The sequence below is a fragment of the Pseudomonas sp. LG1E9 genome (assembly GCF_003290225.1).
Lineage (GTDB): Bacteria > Pseudomonadota > Gammaproteobacteria > Pseudomonadales > Pseudomonadaceae > Aquipseudomonas > Aquipseudomonas cyclaminis.
In genome coordinates, this window is record NZ_CP029983.1 from 3,646,776 (window position 1) to 3,659,879 (window position 13,104).

Below are 13,104 nucleotides of genomic sequence, written 5' to 3' on the forward strand. Positions count from 1 at the left end.
TCAGCCCTCCACCACCCAGGTGTCCTTGGTTCCGCCGCCTTGCGACGAGTTGACGATCAACGAGCCCTCACGCAGCGCCACCCGCGTCAGGCCACCGGGCACCAGGCGGGTTTCCTTGCCCGAGAGCACGAAGGGCCGCAGGTCGATATGCCGCGGGGCAATGCCGTTTTCGACAAAGGTCGGGCAGGTGGACAGGCTCAGGGTCGGTTGGGCGATATAGGCGTGAGGACGGGCCTTGATGCGTTGGCGGAAGTCCTCGATCTCGGCGGCGGTGGAGGCGGGGCCGACCAGCATGCCGTAGCCGCCGGAGCCTTGGGTTTCCTTGACCACCAATTCACCCAGGTTGGCCAGCACATGGGACAGTTCATCCGGCTTGCGGCACTGGAAGGTCGGTACGTTTTGCAGGATCGGCTCTTCATCCAGGTAAAACTTGATCATCGCCGGCACATAGGGGTAGATCGACTTATCGTCCGCCACGCCAGTGCCGATGGCGTTGGCCAGCACCACGTTGCCGGCGCAATAGGCCGCGACCAGGCCAGGCACGCCGAGCATCGAGTCCGGGTTGAATGCCTGGGGGTCAAGGAAGGCATCGTCGATGCGCCGGTAGATCACATCCACCGCCTTGGGACCGTCGGTGGTGCGCATGAAGACCTTGAGGTCGTGCACGAACAGGTCGGCGCCTTCCACCAGCTCCACGCCCATTTCCCGCGCCAGGAACGCATGTTCGAAGAATGCGCTGTTGAAGCGGCCAGGGGTCAGCACCACCACGTTGGGGTTATCCAGGCGGCTGGCGCTTTTCAGGGTCTTGAGCAGCAGGTTGGGGTAGTGGTCCACGGGTGCGATGCGCTGCTTGGCGAACACTTCCGGGAACAGGCGCATCATCATTTTGCGGTCTTCGAGCATGTAGCTCACGCCGCTGGGAGTGCGCAGGTTGTCTTCTAGCACGTAGTACGTGCCGTCGCCGTCGCGCACCAGGTCGACGCCGGATATATGCGAGTAGATATCGCGGTGCAGGTCCAGCCCGACCATCGCCTTCTGATAACCCTCATTGCCCAGCACCTGATCCGCCGGAATGATCCCGGCCTTGATGATGCGCTGGTCGTGGTAGATATCGGCGAGGAACATGTTCAGCGCGTTGACCCGCTGAATACAGCCGCGTTCGATCACGCTCCACTCACTGGCGGGGATGCTGCGGGGGATGATGTCGAAGGGGATCAGGCGCTCGGTGTCTTGCTCGTCACCATAGAGGGTGAAGGTGATCCCGGCGCGGTGGAACAGCAGGTCGGCCTCGCGGCGGCGCTGGGCCAGCAGTTCCGGCGGCGTGTTGGCCAGCCAGCGGGAGAAATCCTGATAGTGCGCACGGCATACGCCATTTGCGTCATTCATTTCATCAAAGAAAGATCGAGCCATTCCAGTACCTTGTCAGTGCCCAGGGTTGCGTGGGGGGTGGCACTGCCGCTTTAAAAAACGCATGTTTTTATGAGCCTGTGGCGCAGAGTGCCAGCAGGCCTGGTCCTTACTTTCTTATGAGGTCGGCTCTGGGTCGGGGGGTAACGATTGCTCCTGTTTACGGGCAGATGAATGGGTTAAGCAATGCGTGTGCCGAAACCTATGCCCGCGTGCTCAATGGCCTTGTAGTGAGCGGGCTTGCCCCGCGCCGGGCTGCGCAGCAGCCCCAAAAAGAATCGCATCGCTGCGCACTCCAGCGACGAGCAAGCCCAATCCCCACAAAGAGGCAATGGGCGCCCTTGTTTGGTGCGCAACAAACTTGAACTTCATCCGCGCCAGGTTTTTCTAACAGGACTCGAAGCCTAATGGAGCACGATCGTGCCCAGAATCATCTCTCCGCACACTCCGGAAGCGGCGCTGACCGATCACAGCGAACACAGCGCCAAGATCTTTGGTTCACCCAAGGACCGCCTGGACTTCTACCGCCGCGAGATCCAGTACGAAACCAGCATCCTCGCCAACCGCACCGATGCCTACCTCACGGCGCAGTCGTTTCTGGTCATCGCCTTTGTATCGGGCATGGGCAATCTCAATCCGGAGTGGGGCAAGCTGTTTACCCTGGTAGTGCCGGTCTTTCTGGCGGTGCTGGGCATCCTCAGCTCGCTCAACGCCTGGCCGGGCATTCGTGCGGCCTACGACATCATTGATCACTGGCATTACAAGCAAAGCGAGCTGCTGCGCAGCGAGCCAGTGATGGGCCTGGCCTATGACGAGTCGCCGCTGTTCTCGGAAGTGGAGTCGTCCCACAAGGGCTATCGCAAGTCGCTGTTGTTTTCGATGCGCGCACCGTGGTTGTTCATGGCGTTCTGGCTGTTGCTGGGGATGTATGCGTTCTACATCCAGATCGACAATCCCATCCGCTAAGCAATCGAACGGAACTTCAAGCGGCCTCGCAGCGCCTTAACATCAGGTAGGCCAAGTAGAGGTGAGTACCATGAGCACAACTGACGACCCGCAAACCAGCAACCGTAACGACCCGGCGATTGATGGCGGCGAGCCAGCACCGTCGACGGCTGCGGATGCGCCAAAAGACCCGAATGCCGGGCGTGATCCCAAAGCCGAGGAGAACGCTTATAGCCCCGATTTCGAGCCTGAGCCTGAGCACAAGCCTGAAACCGATGCGGACATCGACACACAAGGCGGATAGAGGAGAGGGTCATGTCAAAAGAACTCGACGAAGAACTCAACGACCCAGGCAATGAAGACCCAGGTTCATTGATGGATGATGCCGAAGTGCCGCTGAATGATCTGGATGAAGCGGCGGACGTGGGCAATACCGAGGATCAGGATTGATCCGATGTGTCCCGTGACGACGGGTCCAGGATGAAGTAGATATCGCCTTCATCCTGCCCGTCCGGCGGCAATTCCTGACCCAGCACGCGGTTGTCGATCAGTGTTTGCGCCTGCGCACGGCTGATGGAGATAACAGTGCTGGGCTTGCCAGTAATCACGTACACCACATCCACGCCCTCAGCGGCCAACGCCGCGAGGTAATCAGCGCGCGGCATATCTTCCCCCTGCTCATACTGCCGCTGTTCCCGCGCCGTTACGCCGCCGGCCTGAGCCAGGTATTGCTGGGAATACCCCAGGCGTTGGCGCTCTTCATACAACCGCTGGCCGATCTTTTTCATCGCATTTCTCGCGCTGCTGGTCCTGACAGTTAGAAGCTGCGGTACGGTGCGAAATTCAGTTTTTTTCGATGTGTCATGCGTGCCCTACGCGAGCAACAGTTGCTCCAGCGCTTCCACTGGCAGCGGCCGACTGTAGAGATAACCTTGAATCTGATCACACCCGGCCTCCTTCAGGAACGCCAGTTGTGCAGCGGTTTCTACGCCTTCGGCGACGACCAGCAAGCCCAGTCCGTGGGCCAGTTCGATAATCGTGCGGGTGATCGCCGCGTCCTGCGGGTTAGTGGTGACTTCACGGATAAAGGCGATGTCGATCTTCAACGTATCCAGGGGAAAGCGGCGCAGGTAGGCCAGGCTTGAATAGCCGGTACCAAAATCGTCAATGGAGATCTTCACGCCCATGGCGCGCAAACGTTGGAGGCTGGCGATGGTGCGCTGGGTGTTTTCCATCAGTGAGCCTTCGGTCAATTCAACCTCCAGCCAGTGCGCTTCAACCCCGGTTTTGGCGAGGATTCGCGCAATGTCGGCAATCAGGTCGCCGTTGATCAACTGCAGGCCGGATACATTCACCGAGACCTCCCGTGCACCGATATCGCTGCGCTGCCACCGGGCGATCTGTTCGCAAGCCCGTTCAATGACCCAGCGCCCAACGGGTACGATCAGGCCCAGGCTCTCCAGAATCGGCACAAACACCGCGGGCGAGACCGCACCATAGCCGGGCCGGTCCCATCGCAGCAGGGCTTCCAAGGCGCAGACTGTTCCGCTGGCTACCTCGACCTTGGGCTGGTAATGCAGCGTGAACTCATTGCGTTCAACCGCTCCGCGCAGGGCTTTTTCCATGTCTTGGCGTGCGAGGTCGTGCACCGTAAACAGGGTGGTGTCATCGGCGTGCAGTTGCTGCTCAAGCATGATGCTGTGTTTTTTCAGCTCGTCGCCATGGGCTTTGAGCCGCAGCAAATTACGCACGCGCAGCCACAACTCGACCCGTTCAATCGGTTTGCTGATGAACTCTTCAGCGCCCGTCTCTAACCCGCTGACCCGCGCACTGGCGTCGCTCAACGCCGAAAGCATGATGATCGGGATGTTCGCCGTGGCCGGGTTGCCCTTGAGCTGGCTGGCGACCTCGTAGCCGTCCATGCCCGGCATCATGATGTCCAGCAGGATCAGGTCCGGCGGCTGCTGCGCCACCAGGCGCAAGGCCTCTTCACCGCAGCAGGCACTCTGGGTCACGTAGCCCTCGTGATGCAGCAGGGTTTCCAACAACTTGCGAACCTGGGGTTCGTCGTCAACGATCAATAGCGTTGCGGGTGAGCTGGCCATGGAGAGGACTCATACAGGAGGAGTGAGGGTCGGGTTCAGCAGGGTGTCGATCTCCTGGTACAGCTCCTTGTAGCGCAGGGGTTTGCTGACATACGCGTCGCACCCGGCCAACCGGGCTTTTTCCCGGTCTTCCTTCATGGCCATGGCGGTGAGGGCGATCACCGGGATGTGCGCGGTATGAGGGTCTTGCTTGAGCAATCGGGTGGCTGCCAGGCCGTCCATGCCTGGCAATTGAATATCCATCAGGATCAGCGCCGGCTGGTGTTCGCGGGCGATGGTCAGGCCGCTCTCGGCATCGGCGGCCCACAACACGCTGTGGCCGGCGTTGACCAGCAACAAGCGCGCCAGGCGCATGTTGGCTTCGTTGTCTTCGACAATCAGGATTTCGGGCATGTGGCCTCCGCTGTGTCGATCGCACGATGCAGCGGCAGCCACACCACAAAACGCGCACCCAGGCCTTCGCGGCTGGCCACGGCAACGCTGCCACCCTGAAGGTCAGTGAGTTGCTTGACCATCGCCAGGCCCAGCCCGGTACCTTCGAATTTGCGCGCCAGGCTGCTGTCGATCTGGCTGAAGGCCTTGAACAGCTTGCCCATGTCATCCGGGGCGATGCCGATACCGCTATCGCTTACGCTCAGCTCAAGGAATCGCTGGTGCACGCTGGGTTGCAGGGCAAAGCCGTGTACCGGCCAATCGCCGGGGACCTCGCCGACCTGCGCGCGGCCGACCTCCCGCACCGCCAGGGTCACGTCGCTGCCGTGTGCGCTGAACTTCACCGCATTGGCCAGCAGGTTGTAGACGATCTGCTTGGTCTTGCGCAGGTCCAGCACCAACGTGCCCAGGTCGTCCTGGCTGTCGAGTTTGAGCTGGATACGCTGCAGGGCGGCCTTTTCGCGCACGATCAGCAGGCTGTTGGCCAACAGGCCGGCCAGTTCCACCGGCTCCAGCTCCAGGTCCATCATCCCGGCCTCGACCTTGGACAAATCGAGGATGTCGTTGATCAGCGACAGCAAGTGCTGGCCGCTGGTGAAAATATCGCCGATGTATTCACGCTGGATCTCGCTCATGTCGCCCACCAGGCCGTCCTTCAACGCCTCGGAAAAACCGATCACCGCATTCAGCGGCGTACGCAGTTCGTGGGACATGGTCGCGAGGAACTCGGACTTCATGAGGTTGGCGTGTTCCAGCTCCAGGTTCTTTTCTTCCAGGGCGCGCTCAAAGCCTTTGCGCTCGGCTTCTTCCTGTTTGCGTGCAGTGTTGTCGGTGCCGATCAGCAGGTAGCCGATGATGGTGTCATTGCGATTGCGCAACGCCGTCACCGACACCATGGCGGACAGGCGACTGCCGTCCTGGCGGATATAGGTCAGCTCGTAGATGTCCTCAATGCCCCGCGAGGCTTTGAACACCAGCGCCTCGAAGCCAGGCGTGATGGGCGTGTCGAGCTCCTGGCTGAGGGCGGCGGCGCGGGTGATCAGCTCAGCAGGGTCGGAAATATCGGCGGGGGTGATGCGGTTGACTACATCGGCTGCGGCGTAACCGAGCATGCGTTCGGCGCCGACGTTGAATATCTGGATCACGCCTTTTTCGTCGGTGGCAATGCTGGAGAAGTAAGCACTGTTGAAGATGGCGTCTTGCAGGGCACCGGTCTTGAGCAGGGTTTTCTGACGTTTGAATTCGACGATTTTTTCCGCGCGTGACTGCGGCGGCGTGATTCCAGGTGTTTCCATCGTTAGCGCGTTCCGTGAACTTCAGGCCCGCCTTCGTCAGCAGGCGAGGGCGCAGAGCATGCTCACAGAAGATCGCAATGACGCGACGAGGAGGAGATGAGGTGCTTGGACAATAGCAGAGATTATGGCGCTTTGATGGCTAACCGTATCCGTTTGGTGTGACACGTCTGCATTTGGGTGTTTTTAATTTTGTGCGCTGATGAAACGTTTCACTAATCGATAAAAGGCGCAGGCAAGCGCTTGCGTAAGCAAATGTATCTGAATTAGAGTCGGTCTCGCTAACCACAAAAATAATAAATCCAGGAGCTCATTGATGAGCCTTGAACCCTTGCTTGAGATGCGGGGCATCAGCAAAACCTTCAACGGTTTGCGCGTGCTCAAAAGTGTCGGCCTGAAGGTCTACCCCGGCGAAATCCACGCCTTGATGGGGGAGAACGGCGCCGGCAAATCGACGCTGATGAAAATCCTCTCCGGCGCCTACCAGGCCGATCCCGGCGGCGAAATCCGCATTGCCGGCCAAGCCATCTCCACCTACAACCCCGCCACCGCCAAAGCCCTCGGCATCGCCGTGATCTATCAGGAATTGAGCTTGTGCCCGAACCTGAGCGTGGCCGAGAACATCTACCTGGGCCGCGAACTGCGCCGAGGCTGGACCATCGACCGCAAGGCCATGCAGGCTGGCTGCGTCGAAGTGCTGCAACGCCTGGGCGCGGAGTTCACGCCGAGCACCCAGGTCAGCAGCCTGTCGATAGCCGAGCGCCAACTGGTGGAAATCGCCCGCGCCTTGCACGCCCACGCCAGGATTCTGGTGATGGACGAACCCACCACGCCGCTGTCGTCCCGCGAGACCGACCGCCTGTTCGCGCTGATCAAGCAACTGCGCAGCCAGGGGTTGGCGATCATCTACATCAGCCACCGCATGGCCGAAATCTACGAGTTGTCCGACCGCGTCTCGGTGCTGCGCGACGGCCAGTACATCGGCGAACTGACCCGCGACGCGCTGTCGGCCGAGGTGCTGGTAAAGATGATGGTGGGCCGCGACCTCTCCGGCTTCTATAAAAAAGAACACGCCGCCTACAACCCCGGCAACGTGGTGATGCGCGTGCGCGACATGGCCGATGGCAAGCGCGTGCGCAACTGCAGTTTCGACGTGCACGCCGGTGAAGTGCTGGGCATCGCCGGGCTGGTCGGGGCAGGGCGCACGGAGCTGGCGCGTTTGATCTTTGCCGCCGACCCACGCACCAGCGGCACCCTGGAAGTGGTGGGCAAGACCGTCACCCAACTGCGCACCCCGGCGGACGCGATTCGCGCCGGCGTGGTGTACCTCACCGAAGACCGCAAGGCCCAGGGCCTGTTCCTGGATATGAGCGTGGCCGACAACATCAACGTCTGCGCTTGCGTGCCGGATGCCCATGCAGGTGGCGTACTCGATCGCGGCCATGCCGCGCAGCGCGCGAATGCTGCCATCAAGTCACTGTCGATTCGCGTGGCGTCGGGCAAGGTCAACGTGGGCGCGCTGTCCGGCGGCAACCAGCAGAAGGTGTTGCTGGCCCGGCTGCTGGAGGTCAAGCCCCACGTGCTGATCCTCGACGAACCTACCCGGGGCGTGGACATCGGTTCCAAGTCCGAGATTTACCGCATCATCAACCAACTGGCCCAGGCCGGCGTGGGCATCGTGGTGATTTCCAGCGAGCTGCCGGAAATCATCGGCACCTGCGACCGGGTACTGATCATGCGCGAAGGCCAGTTGGTGGCCGAAGTCGGCGGGGCCTCGGGCCACGCTATATCCCAGGAACGTATTATTGACCTCGCCACCGGTGGCGATCAGGTGGTTGCCCATGGCTGATTCAATGATTGCAACAACAGGCAAGGCAGAGCGCGCCCGCGAACTGATGCGCACGGTCGGCATGTTGCCGGTGCTGATCCTGCTGCTGGTGGGCTTTGCCTTGGCCAGCGAGAACTTCCTGACGGTGCAGAATCTGTCGATCATCACCCAGCAGGCCTCGGTCAACGTGGTGCTGGCGGCGGGCATGACCTTTGTGATCCTCACGGCGGGCATCGACCTGTCGGTGGGCGCGATTCTGGCGGCATCCGCTGTGGTGGCGTTGCAGGCGTCGATGTCGCCGCAGTTCGGTATGTTCGGGATTGCCGCCGGGATTGGCTTTGGCCTGCTGCTGGGGCTGGTCAACGGCGGGTTGATCGCCTTTATGCGCCTGCCGCCGTTTATCGTCACCCTCGGTGCACTCACCGCGATGCGTGGGTTGGCGCGGTTGCTGGCGGACGACAAGACGGTGTTCAACCCCGACTTGCCGTTTGCATTTATCGGCAACGACTCGATCCTGGGTGTGCCGTGGCTGGTGGTGATCGCCGTGGCGGTGGTGGCGCTGTCGTGGTTCATCCTGCGCCGCACGGTGATGGGCGTGCAGATTTATTCGGTGGGCGGCAATCCCGAGGCGGCGCGGCTGTCCGGGATCAAGGTGTGGAAGGTGCTGCTGTTTGTCTATGCCATGTCCGGTGCGTTGGCCGGGCTCGGTGCGGTGATGAGCGCCTCGCGGCTATTCGCGGCCAATGGCCTGCAACTCGGGCAATCCTATGAGCTGGATGCGATTGCGGCGGTGATCCTCGGCGGCACCAGCTTTACCGGCGGCGTGGGCACCATTGGCGGCACCTTGATCGGTGCGCTGATTATCGCGGTGCTGACCAATGGCCTGGTGCTGCTGGGCGTCTCGGATATCTGGCAGTACATCATCAAGGGCATCGTGATCATTGGCGCGGTGGCGCTGGATCGTTATCGCCAGTCCGGTGCGCGGACCTGATTTCACTCATACAACAATCACAAGAGAGATCACCATGAAGCTTAAACACCTGTTCCCCGTCGTTGCGTTGACTGCCCTGATGTCCCAAGCCGTGGAGGCCCGTGAACTCAAAGCCCTGGGCATCAGCATGGGCTCGTTGGGCAACCCGTACTTCGTGACCCTGGCCGACGGCGCAACCGCCCGCGCCAAAGAGCTGAACCCCAGCGTCAAGGTCACCTCGGTGTCGGCCGACTATGACCTGAGCAAGCAGTTCTCGCAGATCGATAACTTCATTTCGTCCAAGGTCGATCTGATTCTGATCAACGCCGTCGACCCCTCCGCCATGGCATCGGCGATCAAGAAGGCCCGCGATGCCGGGATCGTCGTGGTCGCGGTGGACGTCGACGCAAAAGGCGTGAACGCTACCGTGCAGACCGACAACGTCGAAGCCGGCAAGCTCGCCTGCCAGTACCTGGTGGACAAGCTATCGGGCAAAGGCAATGTGATCATCCAGAACGGCCCGCAAGTCACCGCCGTGACCGACCGCGTCAAAGGCTGCAAGGCGGCGCTGGCCGGGGCGCCGGAGATCAAGGTGCTGTCCGACGACCAGGACGGCAAGGGCTCGCGCGAAGGCGGCTTGAATGTGATGCAGGGTTACCTCACGCGCTTCGCCAAAATCGACGGGCTGTTCGCGATCAACGACCCGCAGGCTATCGGCAGCGACCTGGCGGCCAAGCAGCTCAAGCGCAGCGGCATCATCATTACCTCGGTGGACGGCGCGCCGGATATCGAGAACGCCCTTAAGACCGACACCCAGATCCAGGCCTCTGCCAGCCAGGACCCTTGGGCCATGGCCCAGACCGCGGTGAATGTGGGCAATGACATTCTCAATGACAAAGCCCCGGCCGAAGCGGTTACCCTGCTCACCCCCAAACTCATCACGCGCGACAACGTCGGTACGTACAGCGGCTGGTCGAGTAAACATTGATCTATTGAAAGGAACCGCGCCGTGGTCACCATGGATGACGTGGCAAGCCGGGCGGGGGTGTCGACCTCGACCGTGTCCCATGTGTTGAACGGCACCCGCAAAGTCAGCCCGGCCACGGTGCAGGCGGTGCAGCGGGCGATCCAGGCGTTGGGGTATATCCCCAATACCCTGGCGCGCTCGCTGGCCCGTTCCAGTACCAACACCATTGGCGTGGCGATCTCGGCGTTGTCCAACCATTACTTCAGCGAAACCGTGCACGCGATTGAAACCGAGTGCGCCAAACACGGCTACATGATGCTGTTTGTCGATACCCATGATGACCCGGAGCAGGAGTTGCGGGTGGTCACGGCGCTGCATCACCGGCGCGTCGACGGGATTGTGCTGGCGCCGTCCAACGGCTCGATGGCCCTGGAGTACTTGCAGGCCAACGAGATTCCGGCGGTGCTCGTGGATCGCATGATGAGTGAGCAGTTCGATCAGGTCGGGGTGGAGAATGCGCAGCCGACCCAGGCCCTTATTGAACACTTGATTGCCCATGGGCATCGCCGTATCGCTTTCATTGCCGGGCGTGCCGGGTTCAGTACCACGGATGAGCGTGTGGCCGGGTATAAGGCGGCGTTGCAGGCGGCGGGGCTGGTGTTTGATGCGCAATTGTTGGTCAACGGCGGCTCCAACACTGAGCCGGCACGCCAGGCCACCGTGCAGTTGCTGCGCCTGGCTGCGCCGCCTACGGCAATCATGGCCGGCAATAACCTGATGACCCTCGGTGCCATGCAGGCATTGCGGGAGGCGCAGATCGAAGTGCCGGGGCAGATGGCCCTGGTGGGCTTCGATGATTTCGATTGGGCGGATTTCTTCGTGCCGCGCTTGAGCCTGATCGCACAGCCGGTCCAGGCCCTCGGCGCACGTGCGGTGGACTTATTGCTGCAACGCATGGCTTCGCCCAGCTCGCCGCCGCAGAGCGTACGACTGGCGCCGACCCTGCAATTACGTAACTCCTGCGGCTGTGATTGATTGGAATAACCCACGTATGAACGGTCCTGTTTCCCTCGGTATTGATCTCGGCACTTCTGAACTCAAGGCCATCCTCATGGACACCGAAGGTGCCGTGCTGGCCCATGCCGGCGTGCGCTTGAGTGTGTCGCGGCGCCACAGCGGCTGGTCCGAGCAGACCCCTGAAGATTGGTGGCAGGCCTGTCTACAGGCCTTGGGCCAATTGCGTCGGCATGAGGCGTTTGCCCGTGTGGCCTGTATCGGGTTGTCCGGGCAGATGCACGGTGCGGTTTTACTCGGTGATGACAACCGCGTGCTGTACCCGGCGATCCTGTGGGACGACTCCCGCGCTGTGGCCGAAGCCGAGCAACTGGGGTCGGCGTTTGCCGACGTCACCGGCAGTTTGCCCATGGCCGGGCTGACCGCACCCAAACTGTTGTGGTTGCAGCGGCATGCGCCTGACGTGTTCAAGGCGATTGACTGCGTGCTGTCGCCCAAGGACTACCTGCGTCTGCGCCTGAGTGGTGAGCGCATCAGCGAGATGTCGGATGCCGCCGGTACGCTGTGGCTGGATGTGGCGCGCCGCGAGTGGTTCGCCCCGATGCTGCACGCAACAGGCCTCACGCCTGCGCAGATGCCCAGGCTGGTGGAAGGCGGTGCGCCGAGTGCGCGGGTGACCGCGAGTGGCCTCGGTTTTTCAGCCGACGTTGTGATTGGCGGTGGTGGCGGTGATAACCCGGTGGCCGCTGTGGGGATCGGTGCAATCAACGCCGGTGACGGTTTCATCACTCTGGGCACCAGCGCGGCAATTGTGGCCATTACCGATCATGCCGCTGGCAACCCGGCCAGCGCGGTCCACAGCTTCTGCCATGCGTTGCCCGAGCGCTGGTACACCATGGGCGCCATGCTCGCGGGCGCCAGTTGCCTGCGTTGGGTCACGCAACTGACCGGAACGGCGGATGAGCAAACGTTGCTCGATCAGGTCCAGGCGCAATTGCCGATCACCCAGGCGGTGCCGCTGAACACGCCGTTGTTTTTGCCGTACCTGGCCGGCGAGCGCACGCCCCATAACGATCCCTTGTTGCGTGGCGGTTTCATGAACCTGGGGCACGACTGCACACCGGCCATGCTCGGGTATGCGGTGATGGAAGGCGTTGGCTTTGGCTTGCTGGATGCGTTGCGCGCCGTGCAATCGGCCGGTGCCAACGTGGGCGCCTGTGCGCTGGTGGGCGGTGGTGCACGTAGCGAGTATTGGGCGCAGTTATTGGCCAATATCCTTCAGCGGGAAATTCATACCCTGCACGGCAGCGAGTTGAGCGCGTGTATCGGGGCGGCGAAGCTGGGGTTGCTGGCGGTGGGGCAGGGCGAGGAGTTGCTGGCCAAGGGCATGCCGGTCAAGGCGCGCTACCTGCCCGACGAGTCACAACAGCCAGTGCTGGAGGCGCGGTATGTGCAATTTCGAGGCTTACTGAGGGCTGCGCAGGCGCTGCGTAGTTGAAGCAATCAATATCCCCCGAGCTTTGGCGGGGCTGAGTGTGCGGTGTGCCTGACACTGCGCCGACGCAGCCTCGCTGGCGCTCGACAGCTGCTACGGATGCGACGGGAGTACTTGGCATCTAGTCCGCCAACGGCGGCAAACGCCGCTTCACCGGGGTTTTCTTGACGATGGCGGTGTTGGTTTCGGCGTAGACGTTGAGGCGGTCGAGCAAGCTGTCGAGGTGGTCCATGGTGCGCACATGCAGGCGGGCGATAAAGCAGTCTTCGCCCGTCACCTTGTCGCACTCGGTGAACTCGGGGATCGCCTGGATCTGGCGTTCCACTTCCTGCAATTGGCCGGGCAGGGGGCGGATGCGCACGATGGCTTGCAGTAGATAGCCGAAGTGCTTGGGGTCCACGTCTACGGTGTAGTGGGTCAACACGCCGCGCTCTTCCAGGCGGCGCAGGCGTTCACTGACGCTGGGCGAGGACAGCCCGGTAATGCCTGCCAGCACTTTGAGCGACAATCGCGAGTCGTCCATCAGGGCCGTGATCAGTTGCTGGTCGATAGTGTCAATCATGGTATTCGCCTAATAAGTAAAGGTGATCCGGGCATCTGGCCTGATTTAGTCGCTGGAGCCGCCACCCAGCAGATTGCCATAATTGAG

Annotated in this window: 14 protein-coding genes; 8 read left to right on the forward strand and 6 right to left on the reverse strand. The window is 61.5% G+C overall.

Annotation, left to right across the window (positions count from 1 at the left end):
- On the reverse strand, positions 1–1,410 hold the full coding sequence (locus tag DNK50_RS16685) for a circularly permuted type 2 ATP-grasp protein (RefSeq protein ID WP_099582905.1): 1,410 nt from the start codon (positions 1,408–1,410) through the stop codon (positions 1–3).
- Positions 1,411–1,827: 417 nt separating this feature from the next.
- On the opposite strand from DNK50_RS16685, the gene DNK50_RS16690 reads away from it, so the two are divergent.
- The 3 genes from DNK50_RS16690 to DNK50_RS29200 all read left to right on the forward strand — a co-directional run bounded on the left by DNK50_RS16690 (position 1,828) and on the right by DNK50_RS29200 (position 2,802).
- Positions 1,828–2,373 (forward strand): hypothetical protein, encoded by a 546-nt coding sequence (locus DNK50_RS16690; RefSeq protein ID WP_099582907.1) that lies wholly within the window; start codon positions 1,828–1,830, stop codon positions 2,371–2,373.
- Positions 2,374–2,443: 70 nt separating this feature from the next.
- A complete protein-coding gene (locus DNK50_RS16695) occupies positions 2,444–2,656 on the forward strand; it encodes a hypothetical protein (protein WP_112195229.1) in 213 nt (70 codons plus the stop codon).
- A gap of 11 nt (positions 2,657–2,667) precedes the next feature.
- On the forward strand, positions 2,668–2,802 hold the full coding sequence (locus DNK50_RS29200) for a hypothetical protein (protein ID WP_256592792.1): 135 nt from the start codon (positions 2,668–2,670) through the stop codon (positions 2,800–2,802).
- On the opposite strand, the gene DNK50_RS16700 is transcribed toward DNK50_RS29200, so the two are convergent.
- From DNK50_RS16700 to DNK50_RS16715, 4 genes are all read right to left on the reverse strand, one after another.
- On the reverse strand, positions 2,793–3,140 hold the full coding sequence (locus DNK50_RS16700; protein ID WP_099582911.1) for a helix-turn-helix domain-containing protein: 348 nt from the start codon (positions 3,138–3,140) through the stop codon (positions 2,793–2,795). The genes DNK50_RS29200 and DNK50_RS16700 overlap by 10 nt on opposite strands.
- 84 nt (positions 3,141–3,224) lie before the next feature.
- A complete protein-coding gene (locus DNK50_RS16705) occupies positions 3,225–4,457 on the reverse strand; it encodes an EAL domain-containing response regulator (protein ID WP_099582912.1) in 1,233 nt (410 codons plus the stop codon).
- A gap of 9 nt (positions 4,458–4,466) precedes the next feature.
- On the reverse strand, positions 4,467–4,850 hold the full coding sequence (locus tag DNK50_RS16710) for a response regulator (protein WP_112195230.1): 384 nt from the start codon (positions 4,848–4,850) through the stop codon (positions 4,467–4,469).
- Positions 4,835–6,184: a HAMP domain-containing sensor histidine kinase gene (locus DNK50_RS16715; RefSeq protein ID WP_112195231.1), complete on the reverse strand. Its 1,350-nt coding sequence runs from the start codon at positions 6,182–6,184 to the stop codon at positions 4,835–4,837. Before DNK50_RS16715 ends, DNK50_RS16710 begins: the two co-directional genes overlap by 16 nt.
- Before the next feature lie 313 nt (positions 6,185–6,497).
- Between DNK50_RS16715 and DNK50_RS16720 the strand changes: the two genes are divergently transcribed.
- From DNK50_RS16720 to xylB, 5 genes are read left to right on the forward strand one after another with little or no spacing between them, the layout of a single operon-like run.
- The gene (locus DNK50_RS16720) at positions 6,498–8,030 is read left to right on the forward strand and encodes a sugar ABC transporter ATP-binding protein (protein WP_112195233.1); all 1,533 of its coding nucleotides are present in this window, start codon (positions 6,498–6,500) and stop codon (positions 8,028–8,030) included.
- Positions 8,023–9,000 carry a ribose ABC transporter permease gene (locus tag DNK50_RS16725; RefSeq protein WP_099582919.1) on the forward strand — a complete coding sequence of 326 codons (978 nt, stop codon included), beginning with the start codon at positions 8,023–8,025 and terminating at the stop codon, positions 8,998–9,000. The genes DNK50_RS16720 and DNK50_RS16725 overlap by 8 nt, the downstream gene beginning before the upstream one ends.
- A gap of 34 nt (positions 9,001–9,034) precedes the next feature.
- The gene (locus DNK50_RS16730) at positions 9,035–9,967 is read left to right on the forward strand and encodes an ABC transporter substrate-binding protein (protein WP_112195235.1); all 933 of its coding nucleotides are present in this window, start codon (positions 9,035–9,037) and stop codon (positions 9,965–9,967) included.
- 21 nt (positions 9,968–9,988) lie between these two features.
- On the forward strand, positions 9,989–10,981 hold the full coding sequence (locus DNK50_RS16735; RefSeq protein ID WP_112195237.1) for a LacI family DNA-binding transcriptional regulator: 993 nt from the start codon (positions 9,989–9,991) through the stop codon (positions 10,979–10,981).
- A 16-nt stretch (positions 10,982–10,997) separates the two neighbouring features.
- Complete coding sequence (gene xylB / locus DNK50_RS16740) at positions 10,998–12,458, forward strand: xylulokinase (RefSeq protein WP_112195239.1); 1,461 nt, start codon at positions 10,998–11,000, stop codon at positions 12,456–12,458.
- 118 nt (positions 12,459–12,576) lie between these two features.
- Here xylB and DNK50_RS16745 read toward each other — a convergent pair whose 3' ends face one another.
- Complete coding sequence (locus DNK50_RS16745) at positions 12,577–13,017, reverse strand: Lrp/AsnC family transcriptional regulator (RefSeq protein ID WP_099582924.1); 441 nt, start codon at positions 13,015–13,017, stop codon at positions 12,577–12,579.
- Positions 13,018–13,104 lie beyond the last annotated feature (87 nt).